Genomic DNA, 23,885 nt, shown 5'->3' on the forward strand with positions numbered 1-23,885 from the left:
GCGTGGGCCAGTTGGGCGGAGGTTAATGGAAACGGTTATCGTTACCGCGTGACCACTCCGAACTTGACGGCCCGCCTGGCCGCCGCCGCGATTGCCCTCGCCTCGCCGATCGCCGTGGCCGCCTGCGGAAGCAGCAGTGAACCCGCTGCATCCTCGACCACCGCCTCGGCTGCGGGAGGTACCTGCCCCACCGCACCGGTCAAGGTCGTCGTCAGCGTCGACCAGTGGGGTGACGTCGTCTCACAGCTCGGTGGTGCCTGCGCCACCGTCACCACGGTGCTCGCCGGATCGTCGGTCGACCCCCACGACTACGAGCCCGCGCCGTCGGACGCCACCCTCTTCGACGGCGCGCAACTGGTGGTGCTCAACGGCGGGCACTACGACGAATGGGCCGCCAAACTCGCCGCCTCGTCGGACCCGGACGCACCCGTCATCAACGCCGTGGACCTCAGCGGGGGCGGCGATCACGGTGCTGATCATGTCGAGGAGGGCAACCCACACGTCTGGTACAGCCCGGCCGTCGTAGGAGAGGTCGCCAAGGCAGTCACCGCAGAGTTCAAGAAGCTCTCACCCGGCGCTTCGGCGTACTTCGACGAGCGGTACACGGGCTTCACCAACGTCATGAAGCCCTACGACAGCGAGATCGCCGCGATCAAAGCCGGCGCCACCGGCAAGAGCTACGCTGCCACCGAGAGTGTGTTCGACGACATGGCGGCGGCACTGGGACTCGAGAATCGGACGCCCGAGGGCTACCGGCTCGCCTCGGCGAACGAGAGTGAGCCGGCCCCGGCCGATCTCGACGCCTTCCTGCGGCTGCTCGGCGACCGGAAAGTGGATGTGCTGATCTACAACACCCAGACCGAGGGATCGGTGGTCGAACAGATTCGTGCGGCCGCCGAACAGGCAGGGGTCCCGGTCGTCGACGTCACGGAGACCGTTCCGCCGAACACCGAATCGTTCCAGACGTGGCAGGTCGAACAGCTGACCTCGCTGGCCAAGGCGCTCGGTGTCCGCGAATGACGCGGTAGCCGACCCGGCGCTGTCGTTCATCGATGTCAGCGTGGTCCGCGGTGGGCGCACCATCTGGTCGCAGTCGACGTTGCAGGTCGACGCCGGCCGGTTCGTCGCCGTGATCGGTGCCAACGGCGCCGGCAAGACCACCCTGCTCAACGTGATCCTCGGGCTGGTGCCCGCCGCCACGGGCACCGTCCGGATCTTCGGTGAGCAACCGGGCGCGCGCAACGACCTGATCGGGTACGTGCCCCAGGATTACGACGTCAACGCCACTGAGGCCATTCGCGCTCGCGATGCGGTGCTGCTCGGCCTGACCGGGCACCGCTGGGGCTTCGCTCGGCCGACCGCCCAGGACCGTCGACGCGTCGATGACGCGCTGCGCCAGGTGGAGGCGACGTCGTTCGGGAACAGGCGGCTCTCCGAGCTGTCGGGCGGGCAGCGGCAACGCATCGCGCTCGCCGGTGCACTGGTCTCCGCGCCGCGGATGCTCATCCTCGACGAGCCGCTGGCGTCGCTGGACCTGCGCAACCAGCACGAGATCGTCGAGTTGCTCGCACGCTTGCGGCGGGAGCTCGGGGTGACGGTCATCGTCGTCGCCCACGACCTGAACCCGCTGCTGGCCACGCTGGACAGCGCGATCTACCTGCTCGACGGTCACGCCCACCACGCAGCGATCGACCAGGTGGTGGAAGCCGATCTGCTCACCCACATGTACGGCACCCCGATCAAGGTCGCGCACACCCTGCAGGGTGACCTCTACATGCGGAGTTCGGAATGAGACAGACCGTCCTCGCGGTGGGTTACCAGCACAACTGGGTGGACATCCTCAGCTCGTCGTTCATGCGCAACGCCTGGCTGGGCGGCACCATCGTGGCGCTGGCCGCCGGCCTGATGGGCTATTTCATCGTGGTGCGCAACTCGTCGTTCGCCGCTCACGCTCTGGCCCACATCGGGTTGCCAGGGGCCACGGGGGCCGTGCTGCTGGGAGTGCCCGCCGCGTTCGGTCTCGGGGTGTTCTGCGTGGGGGGTGCGCTGGTGATCGGGGCGCTCGGCAAACGAGCCTCCGATCGCGACGTGGCCACGGGCACTGTGCTCGCGTTCGCCACCGGGCTCGGTCTGCTCTTCAATTCGTTGGCCACCCGGAATTCGTCGACGCTGACGAACGTGCTCTTCGGGAACCTGTTGGCGATCACCGCAGAGCAACTGGCCGGGTTCTTGGCCCTCCTGGTGGTGTTGGGCGCGAGCATCGCGTTCATCTATCGCCCGCTGCTGTTCACCTCGGTCAACAGTCAGGTGGCCGAGGCCAGGGGCGTGCCGGTGCGGAGCCTGTCGATCGTGTTCATGGTGCTGCTCGGGATCACCGTCACCATGGCCGTGCAGGCGGTGGGCACGCTGCTGCTCTTCGCGCTGGTGGTCACGCCCGCGGCGACCGCCCTCACTCTGACCGCCCGGCCGGTGCTCGCGATGGCGGTCTCGGCGGCCATCGGTCTGCTGTCGGTGTGGGTGGGCCTGGCCGTTTCGGCGATGTTCAACCTCCCGCCGAGCTTCGTGGTCGTCTCGATCGCCTGTGGCATCTGGTTGGTGACCTGGAGTCTTCACCGGCTGCCGCGCCGGAATCAGATGTCTGCTGCGGATCGCTCACAGTCCACTAACCTCTCGGAACATGTCCAGAAGTCCGACGCCGAGACGGCGCGCGACCCTGGCCTCACTCGCCGCTGAACTGAAGGTCTCGCGGACCACCGTCTCCAATGCCTACAACCGGCCGGATCAGCTGTCGGCCGAATTGCGGGAGCGGGTGCTCTCCACGGCCAAGCGATTGGGATATCCCGGACCCGATCCGGTGGCCCGATCGCTGCGGACGCGCAAAGCCGGAGCCGTCGGGTTGATGATCACCGAGCCGCTGAACTACTCCTTCTCCGATCCTGCGGCCTTGGATTTCGTCGCCGGCCTCGCCGAGTCGTGCGAGGCGGTGGGGCAGGGCCTGCTCCTGGTGGCGGTCGGGCCCAACCGCAGTGTGAGCGAGGGCTCGGCAGCGGTGTTGGCCGCGGGGGTCGACGGTTTCGTCGTCTACTCGGCCTCAGATGACGACCCCTACCTGCCGTTGGTACTTCAGCGCCATCTGCCCGTGGTGGTCGTCGACCAACCCCGGGATGTACCCGGTGCGTCGATCGTGTGCATCGATGACCGCGCGGCCATGCGGCGGCTCACCGAGTACGTGCTCGAACTCGGCCACCGGGAGATCGGCTTGCTCACCATGCGGCTGGGTCGGGACTGGCCGCACAGCGGTCGCGGTCCGGCTCTGGCCGATCCCGACCGGGTGAGAAACCCGCAGTTCCACGTACAGAGTCAGCGCATCCTCGGAGTGTCCGACGCGTTGGCCGAGGCGGGCCTGAATCCCGATGCGCTGACCGTCGTGGAGAGCTACGAGCATCTGCCGACCTCCGGCGGAGTCGGCGCGGACGTCGCGCTGGAGGCGAATCCGCGAATCACCGCGCTGATGTGCACCGCCGACGTGCTGGCGCTGTCCGCGATGGATCGGCTGCGCGCCCGCGGGGTGTACGTGCCCGGTCAGATGACGGTGACAGGGTTCGACGGAGTGCCCGAGGCGTTGTCGCGCGGGCTGACCACGGTTCGCCAGCCCAGCATCGAAAAGGGCCGGCGCGCAGGACAATTGCTGCACAACCCGCCGCGGTCGGGGCTGTCGGTGGTCGAGGTTCTCGACACCGAGTTGGTGCGGGGCCGCACCTCCGGTCCGCCCGCGTAGCCGTCAGCTCGCAGGGCTGAGCGCCGCGGCAATGCGATCGACGGTCGCGCGCTGCCACTGCAGGTAACTCATCCCGTCGGGGAGCGTGGAGCTGATCGAGATGATCGGCAGGGCGACCCCGCGAGCGGCCGCGGTGATCGTGTCGAGGACCCCGCCCGTGGCCTGATCGTCGACGACGAGCGCCGAGACGCGGCGGGCAGTGATCGCGTCGCGCACCGCGGCGACGTCGGCGGGGGTGGGCGTGCGGCCCTGCTCCAGCGCGTCGGCGAACGCGGGCGGCGTCTTGTCGGCGATGCCGGCGTTGCGCACTGCGTAGGTCGCGACGGGCGCGATCGAGACCACCGACGCGCCGGGGTGTGCCTGGCCGATCGCGTGCTGGGCCAAGGCGAGCGTGTCGAGGTCCTCGTCGAATTGCTGTGCGGCCCCCGTGTAGTCCGCAGCGTGTTCGGCATCGGACTCTGCGAGGGTCTCGGCGATGCGGTCGGCCACCGCCTTGGCGGTCAGCACGTCGTAGAAGACGTGGTCGTCGGCCGGCGGCTGCAGAGGCGTCAGCGACAGCGCATCGATGCGGGGGATGTCAGGTGCGTCTTTCAGGATCGGGGCGATCCACTGGTCGTACCGGCCGCCGTTGTAGACGACCAGCGACGCGTCGGCGACCTCGGAGACGGCGGCGGTGCCGGGAGTGAATGCTCGCGGGTCGGCGTCGGCCGGCATCAGCGAGCGCACAGTCGCGTGTTTCCCGACGACGGCCGCGGCGACACTGGCCCACGCCCCGGTGGAGGCGACGATGTTGGCGGTGCCGTGTTCGGCGTTCGGCGGGGTCTGCGAGCACGCGCACAGCGTGCTCACCAGCAGCGCGGTGACCAGGGGAACGGAGAAGCGCACTGTCGTCAGCCCCCGCGCGTCGTCAGCAGGTGTGCCAGCGCGGCGGCCACGCCCTCGGGCGCATCGACCCGGTACTCCGCGGCAGTGTCGCCGGGCCCGACCTTGACCCCCACATCGGCGTCGCTCAGTCGTCGGAACGCTTTCTCGTCGGTCACGTCGTCGCCGAAGAACACCACGGCGCCGGCGCGGTGCTCGGCGCGCAGGATGTCCAGCGCCTCACCCTTGTCGGTGGAGATGACCGCGAACTCCAGCACCGCCTTGCCGGTCGTGGCGTGGGCGTCCCAGTCCGCGGCGGCGTCCCACGCCGCGGCGAGTGCCGCCTCGCCGTCGGCGGTCGACGCATTGCGGACGTGCAGTGCGACGCTCGCCGGTTTGGTCTCGACGGTGACCCCCGGCTTGTCCGCGGCGATCTCCGAGAGCGTCTCGGTGATGCGGGCCAGCAGGTCGGTGTCGATGTCGTGGGCGAACCCGGAGTCGAACTCTGCGCCGTGGCTGCCGACGAGGTGCACGGTCGCGGGCATCGAGGACAACGTGCGCAGATCGCGCAGGGCGCGGCCGGAGATCAGCGCGACCTCGGTGTCGGGGAGCTCGGCGAGCGCGAGCAGCGCATCGCCGGCGGCGGGCAGCGGGCGGGCGTCGGCGGGATTCGACACGATCGGCGACAGCGTGCCGTCGAAGTCCGAGGTGACGAGCAGTCGCGGGACCTGCGCGACGGCGGCGAGGGCGGCAGACAGCTCCGGCGGCAGCACGCATCCGATCCTAGGCGGGTCAGATCTTGGGTTGTTCGCCGTCGCCGATGAGCAGTCGCATCGCGAGGTCCAGTCGCTTGCTCACGTCGGTGGCCGAGGCGCGGCGGGTGAGCCAGGCCAGCAGATTCGACAGCCACACATCGGAGATCACGCGGGCGATGTGGTACTGATCCTCGGTCGGTTCACCCTCGCTCATCGCCCGGGCGAACATCGAGTCCATCAGCTTGCCCACGTAGTCGACCTCGCCGGCGGCCGACGCGTCGGCGAACACGAACGCGCGCGTCATCGCTTCGGTGAGCAGGGGATTGCGCTGCATGGCGCGGTTGAGCTTGCCGACCATGATGTTGAGCCGCTGATACGGCGTCGCGCCGGCGGCCAGCACAGAGCGGTCGGTCTTGGCGTCGATGCGTTCGAATTCGCGGCCCAGTGCGGAGACCAGCAGGTGGACCTTCGACGGGAAGTAGCGGTACAGGGTGCCGACCGCGACGTCGGCGCGTTCGGCCACCGCCCGCATCTGAACGGCCTCGTAGCCGCCCTTCGACGCGATCGCCAGCGTCGCGTCGAGGATGCGCTTGCGGCGTTCCCGCTGTGCTTCGGAGCCGAGTTCCGATTCCGCCAGCACGGCGACGTTCATCACCTGCCGGGGGCGGGCGTCCGCTCCCGCGCCGTCGGCGCGCGCCGACGACCCTGTTGCGGACTGAGACGACCCGGACATGCGGTGTGGCTCCTTCGGTGCGCTGCGGCAGATGCATGGGTATGCAACCGAAGGAAAACGATACGCATTCCGGTCGCGACTTTCTCGCCACCCTCTGCGCGTCACCGACGATCTGGTCTGCTGCGATGGCGTTCGACTTGACGTTCGAACACTGGCACTATTAGAACACGTTCTAGTGGGAAGCACGGGGTTCTCACCCAAAGCCTAGGAGTCACGGTGCCGGCAACCATCAGCGACGAGCAGTCCGCCGCACGCGAGCTGGTCCGCGATTGGGCGGCGGGCTCCACGTCGCTCGAGGCTGTGCGTGACGTCGAGCAGGGCGCCCCCGATGCGTGGCGCGCCCCGTTCGACGCGCTGGCCGCACTGGGCATTTTCGGCGTCGCGCTGCCCGAGGAGCTCGGCGGCGCCGACGGCACGGTCGCTGATCTGTGCGCGATGCTCGAGGAGGCGGCGGGAGGTCTGATTCCCGGTCCGGTGGCCACCACGGCGCTGGCCACGCTGGTGCTCGACGGCGCCCAGGGCGATCTGGTGGAAGCCCTGGCCTCGGGGCAGCGGACGGCCGGTGTCGCGCTGCGCGCCGAGCTGACGCTCACCGGGGAGACGGTGTCGGGGACGGCCGCGACGGTGCTCGGTGCGACCGCCGACGGGGTGCTGCTTCTGCCGGCCGGGGACACGTGGGTGCTGGTCGACGCGACGGCCGACGGGGTCGTGGTCGAACGCCGCAAGGCCACCGACTTCTCGCGCCCGCTGGCCCGGGTGACTGTCGACGGTGCGCCCGCGACGACGCTGGACGTGCCGGCTCAACGCGTGGTGGACCTCGCGGCCACGGTTGCGGCGGCCGAGGCCGCGGGGGTGGCCCGCTGGCTGCTGACGACCGCGACCGAGTACGCCAAGGTGCGCGAACAGTTCGGCAAGCCGATCGGCAGCTTCCAGGCGATCAAGCACATGTGCGCCGAGATGCTGCTGCGCAGTGAACAGGCGTCGGTGGCCGCGGCGGATGCGGCGCGCGCTGCGGGCGAGTCCGATGACCAGCAGTTGTCGATCGCTGCGGCCTTGGCCGCGTCGGTGGGGATCGAGGCGGCCACAGCCAACGCCAAGGACTGCATTCAGGTGCTGGGCGGTATCGGCATCACCTGGGAGCACGACGCGCACCTGTATCTGCGCCGCGCCTACGGCATCGGGCAGTTCCTGGGCGGGCGGTCGCACTGGCTGCGCCGGGTGGCCGCGCTGACGCAGCAGGGGGTACGCCGCGATCTGCACATCGATCTCGCCTCGGTCGCGGATCTGCGGCCCGAGATCGCCTCGGCGGTGGCCGAGGTGGCCGCCGCTCCGCAGGACCGTCGGCAGGTCGTGATGGCCGAGACGGGTCTGCTGGCACCGCACTGGCCGCGGCCGCACGGCCGGGATGCAGGGCCGGCCGAGCAGCTGCTCATCGACCAGGAGCTCGCGGCGGCCGGGGTCACCCGCCCGGATCTGGTGATCGGCTGGTGGGCGGTCCCGACGATCCTGGAGCACGGCAGCGCCGCGCAGGTCGAGCAGTTCGTCCCGCCGACGTTGCGCGGCGAGCTGCAGTGGTGTCAGCTGTTCAGCGAGCCGGGAGCCGGGTCCGATCTGGCCGCGCTGCGGACGAAAGCTGTTCGCGCAGAGGGTGGTTGGAAGCTCACCGGGCAGAAGGTGTGGACGTCGGCGGCGCAGAAGGCGCACTGGGGCGTGGCGTTGGCGCGTACCGACCCGGACGCCCCGAAACACAAGGGCATCACGTACTTCCTGATCGACATGACCAGTCCCGGCATCGTGATCCGGCCGCTGCGGGAGATCACCGGCGACGAGCTGTTCAACGAGGTGTTCTTCGACGACGTCTTCGTGCCCGACGAGATGGTTGTCGGTGCGGTCGACGACGGCTGGAAGCTGGCGCGCACGACGCTGGCGAACGAGCGGGTCGCGATGGCCCAGGGCACCGCGCTGGGCAACCCGATGGAAGAGCTGCTGCGCGCGCTGTCGGAAGCCGATGTCGATGACGCGCAACAGGATCGGCTCGGCGCACTGATCTGCATCGCCCAGGTGGGGTCACTGCTGGATCAGCGCATCGCACAGCTCGCGGTCGGTGGCCGGGATCCCGGCCCGCAGGCCAGTGCCCGCAAGCTCATCGGGGTGCGGTACCGCCAGGCGCTCGCTGAGTTCCGGATGGAGCTGTCCGACGGTGCCGGTGCGGTGGAGAACCAGCAGGTGCACGACTTCCTCAACACGCGGTGCCTGACCATCGCCGGGGGTACCGAGCAGATCCTGCTGACGATGGCGGGGGAGCGGCTGCTCGGGCTGCCGCGTTAGCCGAAGCGGGTCTGCGCGCAGGCCGTCGGCGTGGTCAGGTTGACCCCGCCGTAGACCACCTGGATTTGCGAGCACGCGATGAAATCGGCGCCCGTCGCCGGCAATCCGTTGCGCCACTGCGTGGGCACGGAGTCGCCGTCCGAGGTGAACCGCGCGATGTCGCCGCCGCCGAAGTAGGTGATGGACAACTCGACGTCGCTGAGCGAGCGGTACATCTTGGAGAGCACGTTCTCGTGGTTGGCGCCCTTGAGTTCGCGGGGGTTGCCCGACGGGGCGCTGTAGGTCGCCTGCTGCCAGACGTCGCGGTCCGAGCTACGCAGCGTCACGGTCTGGCGGGCCCACGTGTCCTGGGGGAAGCCGGTGGGGCCGCCCGGTGTCAGCAGGCTCGCGGTGGTGGTGAAGAAGCACCGGGCTTGGGCTGAGTCGCAGTTGGCCGAGACCTGCATCTGGATGGACGTGGCGGGGTCGACGGCGATCGAGCTGGTCTTGGTGTCCGATGCGGCGGCCGCAGTGCCCGAGGGGATGAGGGCCGCCATCGCCAGGGTCGTCGCACCTATCACCGCGAGCCGCTTCATTCTGGCGAACCTAGCGCGCTGCTCACTCGTCATAGGTCACTTCGACAGAATCCGAGAGCGGATGCGCTTGGCACGCCAGGATCAGGCCCTCGTCGAGGTCTTGTTGCTCGAGCACGTCGTTGATCTCCATCTCGATGTCACCGGATTTCTTGACCACCGCGCAGGCGCCGCAGTGCCCCTCGCGGCAGGAGAACGGGGCATCGAGGCCCTTGTCGAGCAGCACGTCGAGCAACTTCGCGCGCCGCGGCCAGGTCAGTTCGTGGGTGGTGCCGTCGAGGGTCACGACCGCGGTCGCGGGGCCCTCGTCGCCGTCATCGGTGTCGTCGAGGACGACGGCGGCGAACGGGTCGGAGTCCAGCGACTTGAACACCTCGATGTGCACGCGTTCGGGAGCCGAGCCGCACGCGGTGAGCGCCTCCTGCGCGGCGGTCATGAACGGGCCGGGCCCGCAGAGGAACGCCTCGCGGTCGCGGTACGGCGCGAGCAGTGCGGCCAGCGCCGAGGCGGTGGGCAGCCCCTGCACCGACTCGAGCCAGTGCACCGTGGTCAGCCGGTCGGGGTGTGCAGCGGCGAGTTCGCGCAGCGCGGCAGCGAAGATCACCGAGTCCTGGTCGCGGTTGGCGTAGACGAGAGTGACCTGTCCGCTGCCCTGGGCGAGAGCTGACTTCAGGATCGCCATCATCGGCGTGATGCCGCTGCCGGCGGCCAGGAGCAGGAAGTCACTGTCGAGGTCGGCGGGCACGAAGGTGCCCGAGGGCGCGAGCACGTGGACCCGCATACCGGGGTGCGCGTTGTCGCAGAGCCAGTTGGACGCGTATCCGTCGGCGGTGCGCTTGACCGTGACGGTGAGGGGGTCGCCGGTGAACGGCGAGCTGCACAGCGAGTAGCAGCGGGCCACCGAGCCGGTCCGGTCGCTGGGCACCCGCAGGGTCAGGAACTGCCCGGGCGAGTACCGCAGTCTGTCGGCGGGCACCTCGTCGGGAGCGGTGAAGACCAGCGAGCGGGCGTCGGCCGTCTCGTCGATCACCTTCGCGATCTCCAGCTCGAGCACGTGCGCACCCAATGGCTCGTCGGTCACAGGCGGCTCTCTCTTCCACACCGTCGGGGGTTCATAACTAGAACAGGTTACAGAAATGCAAGTGTGCAGGTCCAGCAGCTACAGCGCACCGCTGCTCGACACAAATCGTAACGTGTTCTAATCTTTGTCCAGGTCCCTACTCCTGGGAGGCAAAACCAGTGACGTCCATTGAACAGCGCGACGTGCAGTCGGTTCTCGCCGGCATCGACGATCTGCTGCCACGCATCGCCAAGCGCGCCGCCGCCGCCGAGGAACTGCGGCGTCTGCCCGACGACACCGTCGCCGATCTCGACGAGGTCGGCTTCTTCAAGCTGCTGCAGCCCGAACAGTGGGGCGGTCTGCAGTGCGATCCGACGCAGTTCTACGAGGCAGTGCGCCGCATCGCGAGCGCCTGCGGGTCGACGGGCTGGGTGTCCTCGATCATCGGTGTGCACAACTGGCATCTCGCGCTCTTCGATCAGCAGGCCCAGGAAGACGTGTGGGGCGATGACCCCACGGTCCGGGTCTCGTCGTCGTATGCGCCGATGGGGGCGGGCACCGTCGTCGACGGGGGTTACCTGGTCAGCGGCGCGTGGCAGTGGTCCTCGGGCTGCGACCACGCCACCTGGGCGTTCCTGGGCGGCCCGGTGATCAAGGATGGCCGCCCGGTCGATTTCGGCAGCTTCCTGATCCCGCGTTCGGACTACCGCATCGACGATGTGTGGAATGTGGTGGGGCTCAAGGCCACCGGCAGCAATACCGTCGTCGTCAAGGACGTCTTCGTCCCGCGGCACCGGTTCCTGTCGTACAAGTCGATGAATGACGGCACCGCCGGCGGGTACGAGACCAATTCTGCGCCGGTCTACAAGATGCCGTGGGGCACCATGCATCCGACGACGATCAGCGCGCCGATCATGGGTATGGCCTACGGTGCGTACGACGCTCACGTCGAGCATCAGGGCAAGCGGGTGCGCGCCGCGTTCGCCGGCGAAAAGTCCAAAGAGGATCCGTTCGCCAAGATCCGGATCGCCGAGGCGGCCAGCGACATCGACGCTGGCTGGCGTCAGTTGATCGGCAATGTCGGCGAGGAGTACCAGCTGCTCCAGTCCGGTCAGGAGATACCGTTCTCGCTGCGCGCCCGGGCTCGCCGCGACCAGGTGCGCGCCACCAAGCGGGCCATCGAGTCGATCGATCTGCTGTTCGAGGCCTCCGGTGCCACTGCCCTGAACTCGGACCAGCCGGTGCAGCGGTTCTGGCGGGATGCACACGCCGGCCGTGTGCACGCGGCCAACGAGCCCGAGCGCGCCTACCTGATCTTCGGTAACGACGCGTTCGGTCTTCCGCCCCAGGACACGATGGTCTAGTGACGTCGTTCGCCGCCGAAGCTGCTCAGCAGCAGGAGATCACGTTCGAGTCGACCTCGCGGTACGCCCAGGTTCGAGACGACATGCGGCTGCACTACCACGAGGCCGGTGACCCGGCCTCGCCGACGGTGGTGCTGCTGCATGGCGGCGGGCCCGGCGCGTCGAGCTGGTCGAACTTCAGTCGGAACATCGGTGTGCTGGCCCGGCACTTTCACGTGCTGGCTGTGGACCAGCCCGGCTACGGGCACTCCGACAAGCACACCGAGCACGAGCAGTACAACCGCTACAGCGCCACCGCGCTGCTCGGACTGTTCGATCATCTGGGCATCGAACGTGCTGCACTGGTGGGTAATTCGCTCGGTGGCGGCACCGCGGTGCGGTTCGCGTTGGACAACCCCAAGAGGGCCGGTCGGCTGGTGCTGATGGGTCCGGGCGGGTTGAGCGTCAACCTGTTCGCCCCGGATCCGACCGAGGGGGTGAAGCTGCTCGGTCGCTTCGCCAACGATCCGACCCGGGAGAACATCGAGAAGTTCCTGCGCATCATGGTGTTCGATCAGTCGTTGATCACACCGGAGCTGGTCGAGGAGCGCTTCCAGATCGCCAGCACCCCCGAATCGCTGGCTGCCACCAAGGCGATGGGAAAGTCGTTCGCCGGCGCGGACTTCGAGCTCGGCATGATGTGGCGCGATGTGTACAAGCTGCGGCAGCCGGTGCTGTTGATCTGGGGCCGGGAGGATCGGGTCAATCCGCTCGACGGCGCGCTGGTGGCGCTCAAACAGATCCCGCGCGTGCAGCTGCACGTGTTCGGGCAGTGCGGGCACTGGGCGCAGCTGGAGAAGTTCGACGAGTTCAACAAGCTGACCATCGATTTCCTCGGAGGGTGACGTCGTGACGATCCGTTCGCTCGGATACCTGCGTATCGAGAGCACCGACGTCGCCGCGTGGCGGGAGTACGGGCTCAAGGTGCTCGGCATGGTGGAGGGCTCCGGCGCCACCGAGGGCGCGCTCTATCTGCGGATGGACGAGTTCCCCGCCCGGCTGGTCATCGTCCCCGGTGAGCACGACCGGCTCCTCGTCTCCGGCTGGGAGACGTCGAATGCGGCTGCGCTGCACGAGGTTCGGCAGCGACTCGACGTGCAGGGGGTGCCGTACAAGGAGGGCACCGCCACCGAGCTCGCTGAGCGTCGCGTCGACGAGATGATCACGTTCGACGATCCGTCCGGTAACACGCTCGAGGTGTTCCACGGGGTCGCGTTGGAGCACCGCCGCGTGGTGAGCCCGTACGGCCACAAGTTCGTCACGGAGGAGCAGGGGCTGGGGCACGTCGTGCTCACCACCCGGGACGACGTCGAGACGCTGCACTTCTACCGCGACGTGCTCGGCTTCAGTCTGCGCGACTCGATGAAGCTGCCGCCGCAGCTGGTCGGCCGCCCGGCCGACGGGCCGCCGGCGTGGTTGCGCTTCCTCGGGGTGAACCCCCGGCACCACAGCCTGGCGTTCATGCCCGGCGAAACCCCCAGCGGCATCGTGCATCTGATGGTCGAGGTGGAGAACGCCGACGACGTCGGGCTGTGCCTGGACCGGGCCCTGCGCCGCAAGGTCAAGATGTCGGCGACTCTCGGCAGGCACGTCAACGACAAGATGCTGTCGTTCTACATGAAGACTCCGGGCGGGTTCGACATCGAATTCGGTTGCGAGGGGCTCGAAGTCGACGACCACAGCTGGGTGGCGCGGGAGAGCACCGCGGTCTCGCTGTGGGGGCACGACTTCAGCGTGGGCTTCAAGTAGCAGTGTCCGGCGCACCGATCGACCCGCGCACCTTCCGCACTGTGCTGGGGCAGTTCTGTACGGGCATCACGGTGATCACGACCGTGCACGAGGACGTTCCGGTGGGCTTCGCCTGCCAGTCGTTCGCCGCGCTGTCGCTGGACCCGCCGCTGGTGCTGTTCTGTCCCACGAAGGTCAGCCGGTCCTGGCAGGCGATCGAGGCCAGCGGGAAGTTCTGCGTGAACGTCCTGCACGAGAACCAGAAGGACGTGTCGGCGCGATTCGGGTCTCGCGAACCCGACAAATTCGCCGAGATCGAGTGGTCGCCCTCGCCGCTGGGGTCGCCGATCATCGGGGACACGCTGGCCCACATCGACTGCACGGTCGCGTCGGTGCACGACGGGGGAGACCACTTCGTGGTGTTCGGCGCCGTGCATTCGCTCTCCGATGTGCCGCACAAGAAGCCGCGGCCGCTGCTGTTCTATCAGGGCCAGTACACGGGCATCGAACCCGACAAGACCACGCCGGCTGATTGGCGCAACGACCTCGAGGCGTTCCTGACGGCGACCACCGACGACACCTGGCTCTGATTTTCGGGCTGAATCACACGCGTGTCATTCATCCCCAATGTGGATAACCCTGTGGATGAACGACACGATCGTGTCCGCGACCTCCCGATGGACGGTCTCGTTGAGGATGTCGTGCCGAGCGCCCGGGAACTCGACGATCTCGAGCGCAGCGATGGTTTCGGCGTAGGCCCGCACCGCGCTGACCGGTGCGATCGGGTCCTGGCCGCCGTGGACGGCAAGTGTCGGCACGGCGAGCGCCGGGAGGTCTGCGCCGAACCGGTCCCACGCCCGATCCAGCTCGCGGGCCACGGCGCGACTGTCGGCTTCGACGAAAGCCAGCGGGTCGTTGACCATCGCGTCGAGATAGAACGGATCGGCCGACAGCCACGCGGGGTCCAGATCCAGCGACGTGTCGACGTCGAGCAGTTCGGGCACCGGAACCAGCGGCGCGCCGGAGATGACCGTGCCGGCGTACCGGTCACCGTGCTCCAGGGCGCGCGCCAGTGTGACGACGGCACCGTACGAATGCCCCTGGGCGATCACCGGGATACCCCGGTGTGCCTGGCCGGCGAGTTCGGTCAGGCTCTCGGCAAGTGCCGAGCTGTCCTCGAGGGTGCCGACGTCACCGCGGTCGCCACCGGTGAGGCCGTGGCCGAACTGGTCCACCGCCCATAGGTCGATGCCGGCGGCGTTCAGCGCGAAGCCGTAGCGGTGATACACCCCGGTGTGTTCGCCGAAGCCGTGGAGGAAGACGACCGAGGCACTCGGTTCGGGAACCGCCCAGTGGCGGTAGTAGGCGGGTCCGCGGGGATGGTCGAGGAAGGGCATGGCTCACGCTAAACGGCGCCGAGCAGGACGTCGCGTTGCTCGGTCATCTGGGTCTGGATCGCGTCCACGAGGGCGGCCACCTCGGGGCGTCGCCGCGTCTCGGGCCGGGCGACGAGCCAGTACGCCAGCCGGACCGACACGGTGTCGGTCAGCACCCGGATCAGATCGTCGTGCCGGTCGGCCATGAAGCACGGCAGCAGCCCCAGGCCTGCGGCCGCTCTGGTGGCTTCGACGTGGACGAACACATTCGTCGAGGTCACCGATTCGCGCATCGCTGGGGCGAAGCTGGTCGCCAGGTCCAGATCGTCGACCTGCAGCATCGAGTCGATGAAGTAGACGAGCGGGAAGCGTGCGAGGTCGGCGATGTCGGCGGGCGGCCCGTGTTCGGCGAGGTAGCCGCGCGAGCCGTAAAGGCCCAGGCAGTAGTCGCCCAAGCGCAGTGCGGTGGCCCGGTGGACGCGGGGATCGCTCCCGGGTTCGGCGACCACCACCTCGAGGTCGAGTCCCGAGCGCTGCTGGGTGGCGCGCCGGGTCGCGGCCACGATCTCGACCGCGACCTTCGGGTGCCGGCGTTGCACCGCGGCGGCGGCGGGTGCGGCGATGTAGGCGGAGAACCCGTCGGTGGCCGAGAGTCGGACGACGCCTTCGAGAGTGCGGTTGCCCGACGGGTCGACGGTGAGCGAGCGCACCGCTGATTCGACCGCCTCGGCCGCCGCGAGGGCGTCGCGGCCCAGCTCGGTGAGCTCCCAGCCGCCCGCGACCCGAGCCAGAACTCGTCCGCCCATCGCCTGCTCGAGCGCGGTGATGCGGCGGCTGATCGTCGTGTGGTTGAGGCCGAGTTCCTCGGCTGCGGTGGTGAAGCGGCCCGTACGCCCGACGGCCAGCAGCACGAGCAGGTCGTCAGGGCTGGGCCGGCGCGCTGAGGTCACTTCTGCATTTTTGCAGATTAGCGGTGCGGTTTTGGCCATTGCTGTGATGGGTAGCTGCAGGAATACTCATTGCGATCTGTGGTGGACGTCACAACGAAGGGGTGTGGATGAGTACGCAACAGGACGGCGGGTCGGTCACGACCGGCCTCAAGCGCGTCGTCGCGGCGTCGATGGCCGGCACTGTCGTGGAGTGGTACGAGTTCTTCCTCTACGCCACCGCCGCCACGCTGGTGTTCAACAAGGTGTTCTTCGCCGAGGGCACGAGTGAGGCGGCGGGACTGATCGCAGCGCTGCTGACCTACGCGGTCGGCTTCATCGCGCGTCCGCTCGGCGGGGTGGTGTTCGGGCACTTCGGCGACAAGCACGGCCGCAAGAAACTGCTTCAGTTCGCGATCCTGCTCGTCGGCGTGGTCACGTTCCTGATGGGCTGCCTGCCCACCTATGCGCATATCGGGGTGTGGGCACCGATCCTGTTGGTGCTGCTGCGCTTCCTGCAGGGCTTCGCGGTCGGCGGGGAGTGGGGCGGCGCGGTGCTGCTGGTCGCCGAGCACAGCCCGAGCAAGGATCGCGCGTTCTGGGCGAGCTGGCCGCAGGCCGCGGTGCCGGTCGGCAACATGCTGGCCACCGTCGTGCTGTTGGTGCTCACCGGCACGCTGTCCGACGAGGCGTTCCTGTCGTGGGGTTGGCGCGTCGCGTTCTGGCTGTCGGCAGTGGTCGTGCTGATCGGCTACTACATCCGGACGAAGGTGACCGACGCGCCGATCTTCGTGGAGGCGCAGAACGAGGTCGAGCGAGTCAAGGCTGTGTCCTACGGCGTGTTCGAGGTGCTGAAGCGTTATCCCCGTGGGGTTTTCACGGCCATGGGCCTGCGGTTCGCCGAGAACATCATGTACTACCTCGTCGTCACGTTCTCGATCGTCTACCTCAAGACGCACGTGGGCGCCGACACCGGCGACATCCTGTGGTGGCTTCTGGCTGCGCACTTCGTGCACTTCCTGGTGATCCCTCAGGTGGGCAAGCTCTCGGACCGATTCGGCCGTCGCCCGGTGTACATGGTCGGTGCCGCGCTGGCCGCCACATGGGGCTTCTTCGCCTTCCCGATGATGAACAGCGGTGACTACCTGTTGATCATGGCGGCGATCATCCTGGGCCTGATGATCCACTCGCTGATGTACGCGCCTCAGCCGGCGATCATGGCCGAGATGTTCCCGACGCGGATGCGCTATTCGGGTGTCTCGCTGGGCTATCAGGTGACCTCGATCGTGGCGGGCTCACTCGCCCCGGCGATCGCGACCTGGCTGCTCGACGACTTCGGGACATGGATACCGATCGCGGTGTATCTCGCCGCTGCCGCGGTCATCACGTTCATCGCCGCGTGGTTCACCCGAGAAACCAATGGTCTCGACCTGAAGTCGCTCGACGAGGCTGACCGAGAGCAGCTCGCCAAGGCGGGCATCGCATGAGCGGGCCGGGGACGAACGAGCTGCAGGGTCGCACCGCCCTGGTGACGGGAGGGGCGAGCGGTATCGGCGCGGCGTGCGCCCGCGAACTCGCTTCCCGCGGGGTGTCCGTCACGGTGGCCGACATCGACGATGTCGGCGCCAAGACGCTGGCCCAGGAGATCGGTGGCACGGCATGGTCGCTGGACCTGTCGGATGTCTCGGCGCTGGAGGACCTGCAGCTCGAGGTCGACATCCTGGTCAACAACGCCGGCATCCAGAGCATCAGCGAGATCGAAGAGTTTCCCCCGGACCGCTTCCGCGTGATGTTGGCGCTGATGGTCGAGGCGCCGTTCCTGTTGATCCGGGCGGCGCTGCCGCACATGTACCGCGAGGGCTATGGACGCATCGTCAACATCTCGTCCATCCACGGGCTGCGGGCGTCACCCTTCAAGGTGGCCTATGTGACGGCCAAGCATGCGCTCGAAGGGCTGTCCAAGGTCACGGCGCTGGAGGGCGGGCCCCACGGCGTCACCAGCAACTGCGTGAATCCGGGCTACGTTCGAACCCCGTTGGTGACAAAGCAGATCGCCGACCAGGCGCGAACACATAACATCCCTGAGGATCAAGTGATCACCGACATCCTCCTCAAGGAGAGTGCGGTCAAGCGGCTCGTCGAGCCGGAGGAGGTCAGCGCATTGGTGGCATGGCTGGCGACACCCGCGGCAGGGATGGTCACCGGGGCGTCGTACACGATGGACGGCGGGTGGAGCGCCCGTTGACGACGACGACCGAGACGCCGCAGTGGGTGCCCTCCGAGGACGACATCGCCCGCGCGCGGGTCACGGATTTCGCGCGGTTCGCCGAGCAGCGGACCGGCGGTGCCTATCCCGACTACCACGCCCTGTGGCAGTGGTCGGTCGACGACCTCGAAGCGTTCTGGTCGGCGCTGTGGGACTACTTCGACCTCGGTGACCGCGGTTCGACCGTCCTCGAGAGCACCGAGATGCCTGGCGCGCAGTGGTTTCCGCGAACCACCTGCAACTACGTCGACGCGATCGTGCGCAACGCCCGCTCCGACCGCCCCGCGATCATCTCGGTCAGCGAGAGCGGACCGGACCGCGAGATGTCGTGGGACGAACTGCTCGGGCGCACCGCGGCGTTCGCGGAGAAACTTCGTGCCAGCGGCGTGGCTGCCGGCGATCGCGTGGTGGGCTACCTGCCCAACATCGCAGAGGCGGTCATCGCGTTCCTCGCGACCGCCAGCATCGGCGCGGTGTGGAGTGCCTGCGGTCAGGACTACTCGGCCAAGGCTGCGCTGGATCGGCTCGGCCAGCTGGAACCCACTGTGCTCGTGGCTGCCGATGGCTATCACTTCGCCGGCAAGTACCGCGACAAGCGTGCTGACGTCGCGGCACTGCGCGAGGGACTGCCCACGCTGAAAGCCACATTCACGCTGACCGATCTCGAGGAGGTCAGCGCGCGTGGCCTCGACAGCGTGGCCGTGCCGTTCGATCATCCGCTGTGGATCCTGTTCTCCTCGGGCACCACCGGACTGCCGAAGGGAATCATGCACGGCCACGGCGGGGTCGTGGTCGAACACCTGAAAGCCGTTGCGCTGCAGTCTGACATCGGTTCCGAGGACACGTTCTTCTGGTACACCAGTCCCAGTTGGATGATGTGGAACTTCCAGGTCGCCGGTCTTCTGGTCGGCGCCACGATCGTCTGCTACGACGGCAGCCCCAATGCTCCAACCCCTGACGCCCTCTGGGGGATCGCGGCGCGCGTCGGTGCGACGGTCCTGGGCACCAGCCCCGGATACGTGCTGGGCTGCATCAAGGCTGACGCCGACCCCGCGCAGACCCACGACCTGTCGGCGCTGCGCAGCATCGGCATCACCGGCTCGTCGCTGCCGGCGTCGTCGTCGCAGTGGCTGGCAGACCATGTCGGAGTCCATGTCGCCTCGATCAGTGGGGGCACCGATGTGGTGTCGGCATTCATCGGTGGCGTGCCCACCGTGCCGGTGTGGCCCGGCGAGCTGTCGGCGCCGTTCCTCGGCGTGGCACTCGATTCCTGGGACGAGGCGGGCACGCCGGTCCGCGGCGAGGTCGGTGAGCTCGTCGTCACCAAGCCGATGCCCTCGATGCCGATCGCGTTCTGGAACGATCCTGATCAAAGCCGTTACCGTGACGCTTATTTCGACACCTATCCGGGGGTGTGGCGGCATGGTGACTGGATCACGATCACCGATCACGGCAGCGTGATCGTGCACGGCAGATCCGACTCCACCCTGAACCGCCATGGCATCCGCATGGGAAGTTCCGACATCTACCAGGCCGTCGAGGGTCTCCCCGAGATCGCCGAGGCGCTGGTGATCGGCGCAGAACAACCGGACGGCGGATACTGGATGCCGTTGTTCGTGGTCCTCGCTGAGGGGGTCGAGCTCGATGACGCTCTGCGGCAACGCATCAACGACGTCATCCGCACCGAGGTCTCGCCGCGTCACGTGCCCGACGAGATCATCGTCGCGCCGGGCGTGCCGCACACCCGCACCGGCAAGAAGCTCGAGGTCCCGATCAAGAAACTGTTCCAGGGCCGCGACGCAGCCACGGTCGTGGACCGCAGCGCCATCGACGATCCCGATCTCCTGGACTGGTACGTCACGCAGCGTCGCGACTGACCAGATCGATCGCGAGTATTCCCTCGACCACGCTGTAGCGACGGGCCGGCGGTGGTCCGGGGAGTGGTGGTGCGGTGGAGTGGTAGGTCGCGCCGGTGGGGGTGGTGTAGTCGGCGGTGTGGCGGCCCTCGGCCTCGCGGGTGGTGACGGTCCAGCCGGGGGCTTCTTTGGCGTAGTTGCAGGCTTCGCAGGTGCCGAGCCCGTTGAGCGCTGAGGTTTCGCCTCCCCGGCGGGCGGGGGTGGCGTGGTCGTGGTGGCGGATCGGCGCGTCGCAGTAGGGGGTGCGGCAGGTCTGATCGCGCAGCCCGATGAACGCCGCCAACCCTTTCGGGAACCGGCGGGTCCGGGATTCCATCGCGACCAGTTGTCCGGAACTCGGATGTCGGTAGAGCTTCCGCAGGGTGGCCTTTGCCGACTCGTCGGTGACGGTGTCGGACATAAGGTTCCGTACCACCGCGGCCGGGACGGGGCCGTAGCCGTCGATCCAGCCGGGGCTGTCGTCGTCACCGACGAGGGTGGTGTCGGCCATGACGAGGTTCACTGCGATCGGCGCCGGTGTCTCGGCCGGGCGGGCGGTGACCCGGTGGTAGAGGGTGTCGGTCATGACCTGCCCGCGGGGGCGCCCATCCCCGCACAGATCGGCTTCGCGCTTCAATGCGGCGTACACCCCGATGCCGTGCGACAGCGGCATCAGCGCGGTCAGGTACACCATGCCGTTCGGCGCGGGCCGGGTGGAGACCCGCGCCGACGCCGCCGCGCGTTCTTTGCGTTGCACCACCGCGGCGGCGTCGAGGCGGGCGGCGATCGCTGCGGCCGCGGCCTCGATGCGCGCATTGCCCAACCCGACCAGGGCCTGCCGGTCGGCGCACAGCTCCTCATCGAGGGTCCGGCGGTCTTCGACGGTGAGGCAGGCCGATTGTTTGACGATGAGGGTGGCCCGGTATTCGGTCAACACCCCGGCTTCGAGCGCGGCCAGCGTGTAGGGCATCTCGTGCACCAGCGCCTGGGCGAAGCCGAGGTGCTGATTGCCGCGGGCCGGCGAATCCGCCCGTGCCAGCGCGACTTCGGAGGCCAACCCCCGGCCCCGTTTGGCCACGGGCATCCCCGCCTGAGCTTCGGCGGCGCGGCGTTTCTCGGCCCATAGCGCGGTCGCGCGGGCCTGCGCCGCAGCAGCCTGGGCCTTGAGTTGTTCGCAGCGGGTCACGACCTCGCGCAGCTCAGCCTCCGAGGCCGAACCATCGAAATCGAACACTTGTGCGAACATGATCCCGACGCTACAACACGCCACCGACACGTTCCTTCCAGCTAGCGCTACCTCGCAATTGGTGGCCAGCCATGGCGACTCGGACGCGCTGGCGGATGAGGATCGAAGAGGAAATACCCGCACAGCGAGGAGAACGACATGACCACCACCAAGACCGCCGGGATCACCGGCCTCGCCGCCGCACTGACAGGCCTGCTGATCGCATTCGCACCTGCCACACCTGCCGACACCATCGCCCTCGCCGACGGCCGTGTGATGGCGACCGGCCAGAGCAGCGGCGCCGACCCGCTGATCCCGTTCGGCACCGAACCCATGTCACCGGTGCGGCTGGGCTACGTCGACAGCAACCATGACGAGGCCAACACCTCCAGCGGCGGAGTCGACGTGCCGTTCTGATCCCCGTCCCGTCAGGCCCTCGCCGGATCGGCTAACACCGGTGCGAACGCGAGTTCGGCGGCGCCGATCACGACCGTCTCGCTACCCAGCGTCGCGGGCACAATCCGCACGAGATCGCGTGGCCCACCCATGCTCCGCCGGCTCAACTCCTCCCGCAGGATCGCACCGGCGTAGGCGGGGAAGGCGCGAAGAAATCCACCCAACACCACCAGTCGTGGGTTCAGCATGTTGATCGCATTGCCCAGCGCGATCGCCAACGCGCGAGCCTGGCGATGGAGGACGTCGCGCTCGGCGTCCGTCGGGCACGGTTGTGCGTCACCGGGTTCGACGCTGTCCAACTCGGCGATCAACCGTGCCAGCGGCGCCTGCGTCACCTCGGTCTCCAGGCACCCCGTGCTGCCGCAGTGGCAGCTCGCGGCGCCGCCGACGAAGGTGTGGCCGAGTTCTCCGGCATAACCCGCCACGCCGTCGAGAAGGCCACCGGCGACCACGAATCCGGCACCGATACCCGTCGTCCCCCCGTTGACGTAGATGAGGTGATCGGCGCCTTGATGGCGACCGAAGAGATGTTCCGCGATGGCGCCGGCATTGGCGTCATTGGCGGCGTACACCGGCAAACCGGTTGCAGTGCTCAGTAATTCGCCGATTTTGACGTCGTGCCAGTCGAGATTCGGTGCGAGCTGCACCGTCGATTCCGGGCTGTGCACCAAACCTGGCACGGCAACCCCGATCGCGGTGAGCCTGCTGGTATCGGGCAGGGTCCGCGCCACGCGCGCCACCACATCGGCTGCCACCAAAACGGTTTCGGCGGGGGTCGGCACGCTCTGCGTGGGGCACCGGACCACCTCCAGCACCGCGCCTCCCATCGCCACCACGCCCACAGTGACGGCGTCCACTTCCGGGATCACGGTCGCGGCCACGACTCGCCGACCGGGCCGGACGATGGGGCTTGGACGGCCCACCTGTGAGATCTGGGCCGCCGGCAGCTCCTCGGCCAACCCCCGTGCCACCAGCTCCTCGACGAGATCCTTGATGGTCGACCTCGACAACGCTGTGCGGCGCGTCAGCTCGGCCCGGCTCAGCGCGCCGTGCTGGTGCACCAGAGTCAACACCTTCGACAGGTTCCGGCGGCGCACACCGTCAACGGCCGCGCCGGAGCGGCTTGACGTCACGGGTCACCTCCAGGTCTTGACAGTGGTTTGGAACACATCTTATGTTCGCGCAGAGAACAAACTACAGCTTCCGGAGGTTTTCCGACATGACCATGGTGGAGCCCGGGGCCAGTCCCGTCCAAGAAGCGACCCAGCACCTCACGCCGACGCCGGCGGACAGGTTCTCCTTCGGCCTCTGGACGATCGGCTGGACGGCCAGCGATCCGTTCGGTGTCGCGACGCGTCCAGCGCTCGACGTGGCGGAGGCTGTCGAGCGACTCGCTGAACTCGGCGCGTACGGTCTGACCTTCCACGATGACGACCTGTTCGCCTTCGGCAGTTCCGATGCCGAACGCCGGCGCATGATCGAACGCCTCCGTTCTGCGCTGGCGGCGACCGGGATGACGGTGCCCATGGTGACGACGAACCTGTTCAGCCAGCCGGTGTTCAAGGACGGCGGGTTCACGAGCAACGACAGGCGAGTGCGTCGCTTCGCGCTGCGCAAGGTGTTACGCAACCTCGACCTGGCAGCCGAGCTCGGGGCGGAGACATTCGTGCTGTGGGGCGGACGCGAGGGCAGTGAGTACGATTCCGCAAAGGACGTCCAAGCTGCTTTCGAGCGCTACCGCGAAGCACTGGACCTGTTGTGCCAGTATGTGATCGACCAGAAGATCGATATCAGATTCGCCATCGAGCCGAAGCCGAACGAGCCGCGCGGCGACATTCTGCTCCCCACCGTCGGGCATGCGCTCGCCTTCATCGACACGCTGGCCCATCCAGAGATGGTCGGCGTCAATCCCGAGGTGGGCCACGAACAGATGGCTGGCCTGAACTTCGTTCACGGGATCAGTCAGGCGCTCTACAGCGGCAAACTGTTCCACATCGACCTGAACGGACAGCAGGGCATCAAGTTCGACCAGGATCTGGTCTTCGGCCACGGCGATCTGGCCAACGCATTCGCCCTCGTCGACCTCCTCGAGCACGGGGGCGTCGACGGCGGCCCCGCGTACACCGGTCCACGTCACTTCGACTACAAACCCAGTCGGACAGAGGACATCGACGGGGTATGGGCATCCGCGGCAGCCAACATGCGGATGTACCTCCTACTGAAGGAACGCGCGAAGGCCTTTCGGGCCGATCCGGCGGTTGCCGAGGCACTGGCCACGGCCAAAGTCGGTGAGTTGCGGACGCCGACACTGGGGCCGGGCGAAACCTACGCGAACCTGCTGGCGGACCGCTCGGCCTACGAGGATTTCGACGCCGACTCCTACTTCGGCGCACAGGGATTCGGGTTCGTCACGCTCAATCAACTCGCCCTCGAACACCTGATGGGCGCGCGCTGACAGGCTGGACGTGACGTGCGTCACGTTATAAGTTGCCCACCATAACAAAACTGCACCGGAGGCGAATC

General features: G+C 68.0%; 23 protein-coding genes. 14 read left to right on the forward strand and 9 right to left on the reverse strand.

Annotation, left to right across the window (positions count from 1 at the left end; genetic code table 11):
• Positions 1 to 48: 48 nt before the first annotated feature.
• From DMB80_RS00555 to DMB80_RS00570, 4 genes are all read left to right on the forward strand, one after another.
• Positions 49 to 1,020, forward strand: coding sequence for a metal ABC transporter solute-binding protein, Zn/Mn family (locus DMB80_RS00555; RefSeq protein WP_111508087.1), 972 nt, complete (start codon positions 49 to 51; stop codon positions 1,018 to 1,020).
• Positions 1,007 to 1,792 (forward strand): metal ABC transporter ATP-binding protein, encoded by a 786-nt coding sequence (locus tag DMB80_RS00560; RefSeq protein ID WP_111508088.1) that lies wholly within the window; start codon positions 1,007 to 1,009, stop codon positions 1,790 to 1,792. Before DMB80_RS00555 ends, DMB80_RS00560 begins: the two co-directional genes overlap by 14 nt.
• Positions 1,793 to 1,854: 62 nt before the next feature.
• Positions 1,855 to 2,733: a metal ABC transporter permease gene (locus DMB80_RS00565; protein ID WP_240430959.1), complete on the forward strand. Its 879-nt coding sequence runs from the start codon at positions 1,855 to 1,857 to the stop codon at positions 2,731 to 2,733.
• Positions 2,678 to 3,778, forward strand: a complete 1,101-nt coding sequence (locus tag DMB80_RS00570) for an Rv3575c family transcriptional regulator (RefSeq protein ID WP_111508090.1) — start codon at positions 2,678 to 2,680, stop codon at positions 3,776 to 3,778. Before DMB80_RS00565 ends, DMB80_RS00570 begins: the two co-directional genes overlap by 56 nt.
• Before the next feature lie 3 nt (positions 3,779 to 3,781).
• On the opposite strand, the gene DMB80_RS00575 is transcribed toward DMB80_RS00570, so the two are convergent.
• From DMB80_RS00575 to kstR, 3 genes are read right to left on the reverse strand one after another with little or no spacing between them, the layout of a single operon-like run.
• A complete protein-coding gene (locus DMB80_RS00575) occupies positions 3,782 to 4,663 on the reverse strand; it encodes a metal ABC transporter solute-binding protein, Zn/Mn family (RefSeq protein WP_111508091.1) in 882 nt (293 codons plus the stop codon).
• Positions 4,664 to 4,668: 5 nt separating this feature from the next.
• Positions 4,669 to 5,412: a trehalose-phosphatase gene (otsB, locus tag DMB80_RS00580; RefSeq protein WP_111508092.1), complete on the reverse strand. Its 744-nt coding sequence runs from the start codon at positions 5,410 to 5,412 to the stop codon at positions 4,669 to 4,671.
• Between the two features lie 19 nt (positions 5,413 to 5,431).
• Entirely contained in the window at positions 5,432 to 6,046 is a 615-nt protein-coding gene (gene kstR / locus DMB80_RS00585) for a cholesterol catabolism transcriptional regulator KstR (RefSeq protein ID WP_172835681.1), read from the reverse strand.
• Positions 6,047 to 6,343: 297 nt separating this feature from the next.
• Between kstR and DMB80_RS00590 the strand changes: the two genes are divergently transcribed.
• Complete coding sequence (locus DMB80_RS00590) at positions 6,344 to 8,455, forward strand: acyl-CoA dehydrogenase family protein (protein WP_111508094.1); 2,112 nt, start codon at positions 6,344 to 6,346, stop codon at positions 8,453 to 8,455.
• Here DMB80_RS00590 and DMB80_RS00595 read toward each other — a convergent pair.
• Both DMB80_RS00595 and DMB80_RS00600 read right to left on the reverse strand, forming a co-directional pair.
• Complete coding sequence (locus DMB80_RS00595; RefSeq protein WP_111508095.1) at positions 8,452 to 9,030, reverse strand: hypothetical protein; 579 nt, start codon at positions 9,028 to 9,030, stop codon at positions 8,452 to 8,454. The two genes, DMB80_RS00590 and DMB80_RS00595, sit on opposite strands and share 4 nt — an antisense overlap.
• A gap of 22 nt (positions 9,031 to 9,052) precedes the next feature.
• Positions 9,053 to 10,108 (reverse strand): ferredoxin--NADP reductase, encoded by a 1,056-nt coding sequence (locus DMB80_RS00600; protein ID WP_111508096.1) that lies wholly within the window; start codon positions 10,106 to 10,108, stop codon positions 9,053 to 9,055.
• A 158-nt stretch (positions 10,109 to 10,266) separates the two neighbouring features.
• Between DMB80_RS00600 and hsaA the strand changes: the two genes are divergently transcribed.
• From hsaA to hsaB, 4 genes are read left to right on the forward strand one after another with little or no spacing between them, the layout of a single operon-like run.
• Positions 10,267 to 11,451, forward strand: a complete 1,185-nt coding sequence (hsaA, locus tag DMB80_RS00605; protein WP_111508097.1) for a 3-hydroxy-9,10-secoandrosta-1,3,5(10)-triene-9,17-dione monooxygenase oxygenase subunit — start codon at positions 10,267 to 10,269, stop codon at positions 11,449 to 11,451.
• Positions 11,451 to 12,335: a 4,5:9,10-diseco-3-hydroxy-5,9,17-trioxoandrosta-1(10),2-diene-4-oate hydrolase gene (gene hsaD, locus DMB80_RS00610; protein ID WP_111508098.1), complete on the forward strand. Its 885-nt coding sequence runs from the start codon at positions 11,451 to 11,453 to the stop codon at positions 12,333 to 12,335. Before hsaA ends, hsaD begins: the two co-directional genes overlap by 1 nt.
• Before the next feature lie 4 nt (positions 12,336 to 12,339).
• Entirely contained in the window at positions 12,340 to 13,239 is a 900-nt protein-coding gene (gene hsaC / locus DMB80_RS00615) for an iron-dependent extradiol dioxygenase HsaC (protein WP_111508099.1), read from the forward strand.
• 2 nt (positions 13,240 to 13,241) lie between these two features.
• A complete protein-coding gene (gene hsaB / locus DMB80_RS00620; RefSeq protein WP_111508100.1) occupies positions 13,242 to 13,808 on the forward strand; it encodes a 3-hydroxy-9,10-secoandrosta-1,3,5(10)-triene-9,17-dione monooxygenase reductase subunit in 567 nt (188 codons plus the stop codon).
• Between the two features lie 24 nt (positions 13,809 to 13,832).
• Here hsaB and DMB80_RS00625 read toward each other — a convergent pair whose 3' ends face one another.
• Both DMB80_RS00625 and DMB80_RS00630 read right to left on the reverse strand, forming a co-directional pair.
• A complete protein-coding gene (locus tag DMB80_RS00625; RefSeq protein WP_111508101.1) occupies positions 13,833 to 14,615 on the reverse strand; it encodes an alpha/beta fold hydrolase in 783 nt (260 codons plus the stop codon).
• An 8-nt stretch (positions 14,616 to 14,623) separates the two neighbouring features.
• Positions 14,624 to 15,583, reverse strand: a complete 960-nt coding sequence (locus tag DMB80_RS00630; RefSeq protein WP_111508102.1) for a LysR family transcriptional regulator — start codon at positions 15,581 to 15,583, stop codon at positions 14,624 to 14,626.
• A gap of 68 nt (positions 15,584 to 15,651) precedes the next feature.
• Here DMB80_RS00630 and DMB80_RS00635 point away from each other — a divergent pair, with 68 nt between their 5' ends.
• From DMB80_RS00635 to DMB80_RS00645, 3 genes are read left to right on the forward strand one after another with little or no spacing between them, the layout of a single operon-like run.
• Positions 15,652 to 17,007 (forward strand): MFS transporter, encoded by a 1,356-nt coding sequence (locus DMB80_RS00635; RefSeq protein ID WP_111508317.1) that lies wholly within the window; start codon positions 15,652 to 15,654, stop codon positions 17,005 to 17,007.
• Positions 17,004 to 17,765, forward strand: a complete 762-nt coding sequence (locus tag DMB80_RS00640) for a 3-hydroxybutyrate dehydrogenase (protein WP_111508103.1) — start codon at positions 17,004 to 17,006, stop codon at positions 17,763 to 17,765. The genes DMB80_RS00635 and DMB80_RS00640 overlap by 4 nt, the downstream gene beginning before the upstream one ends.
• On the forward strand, positions 17,762 to 19,663 hold the full coding sequence (locus tag DMB80_RS00645) for an acetoacetate--CoA ligase (protein WP_240430943.1): 1,902 nt from the start codon (positions 17,762 to 17,764) through the stop codon (positions 19,661 to 19,663). Before DMB80_RS00640 ends, DMB80_RS00645 begins: the two co-directional genes overlap by 4 nt.
• On the opposite strand, the gene DMB80_RS00650 is transcribed toward DMB80_RS00645, so the two are convergent.
• Positions 19,644 to 20,927, reverse strand: a complete 1,284-nt coding sequence (locus DMB80_RS00650) for an HNH endonuclease (protein WP_111508105.1) — start codon at positions 20,925 to 20,927, stop codon at positions 19,644 to 19,646. The two genes, DMB80_RS00645 and DMB80_RS00650, sit on opposite strands and share 20 nt — an antisense overlap.
• A gap of 138 nt (positions 20,928 to 21,065) precedes the next feature.
• On the opposite strand from DMB80_RS00650, the gene DMB80_RS00655 reads away from it, so the two are divergent.
• Positions 21,066 to 21,323: a hypothetical protein gene (locus tag DMB80_RS00655; protein ID WP_111508106.1), complete on the forward strand. Its 258-nt coding sequence runs from the start codon at positions 21,066 to 21,068 to the stop codon at positions 21,321 to 21,323.
• Between the two features lie 11 nt (positions 21,324 to 21,334).
• On the opposite strand, the gene DMB80_RS00660 is transcribed toward DMB80_RS00655, so the two are convergent.
• A complete protein-coding gene (locus DMB80_RS00660) occupies positions 21,335 to 22,495 on the reverse strand; it encodes an ROK family transcriptional regulator (RefSeq protein ID WP_240430944.1) in 1,161 nt (386 codons plus the stop codon).
• An 86-nt stretch (positions 22,496 to 22,581) separates the two neighbouring features.
• On the opposite strand from DMB80_RS00660, the gene xylA reads away from it, so the two are divergent.
• Positions 22,582 to 23,817 carry a xylose isomerase gene (xylA, locus tag DMB80_RS00665; protein ID WP_111508318.1) on the forward strand — a complete coding sequence of 412 codons (1,236 nt, stop codon included), beginning with the start codon at positions 22,582 to 22,584 and terminating at the stop codon, positions 23,815 to 23,817.
• The last annotated feature ends 68 nt before the right edge of the window (positions 23,818 to 23,885 follow it).

Origin of the sequence: Mycobacterium kyogaense (genome assembly GCF_003254575.1) — a bacterium.
GTDB lineage: Bacteria > Actinomycetota > Actinomycetes > Mycobacteriales > Mycobacteriaceae > Mycobacterium > Mycobacterium kyogaense.

Bases quoted from the DNA above. Each gene is read 5' to 3' on its own strand.
- DMB80_RS00565 (WP_240430959.1), top strand. From the start codon at position 1,855: ATGCGCAACGCCTGGCTGGGCGGCACCATCGTGGCGCTGGCCGCCGGC.
- DMB80_RS00570 (WP_111508090.1), top strand. From the start codon at position 2,678: ATGTCCAGAAGTCCGACGCCGAGACGGCGCGCGACCCTGGCCTCACTC.
- kstR (WP_172835681.1), bottom strand. From the start codon at position 6,046: ATGAACGTCGCCGTGCTGGCGGAATCGGAACTCGGCTCCGAAGCACAG.
- DMB80_RS00595 (WP_111508095.1), bottom strand. From the start codon at position 9,030: ATGAAGCGGCTCGCGGTGATAGGTGCGACGACCCTGGCGATGGCGGCC.
- DMB80_RS00625 (WP_111508101.1), bottom strand. From the start codon at position 14,615: ATGCCCTTCCTCGACCATCCCCGCGGACCCGCCTACTACCGCCACTGG.
- DMB80_RS00630 (WP_111508102.1), bottom strand. From the start codon at position 15,583: ATGGCCAAAACCGCACCGCTAATCTGCAAAAATGCAGAAGTGACCTCA.
- DMB80_RS00635 (WP_111508317.1), top strand. From the start codon at position 15,652: ATGAGTACGCAACAGGACGGCGGGTCGGTCACGACCGGCCTCAAGCGC.
- DMB80_RS00640 (WP_111508103.1), top strand. From the start codon at position 17,004: ATGAGCGGGCCGGGGACGAACGAGCTGCAGGGTCGCACCGCCCTGGTG.
- DMB80_RS00650 (WP_111508105.1), bottom strand. From the start codon at position 20,927: ATGTTCGCACAAGTGTTCGATTTCGATGGTTCGGCCTCGGAGGCTGAG.
- DMB80_RS00655 (WP_111508106.1), top strand. From the start codon at position 21,066: ATGACCACCACCAAGACCGCCGGGATCACCGGCCTCGCCGCCGCACTG.
- xylA (WP_111508318.1), top strand. From the start codon at position 22,582: ATGACCATGGTGGAGCCCGGGGCCAGTCCCGTCCAAGAAGCGACCCAG.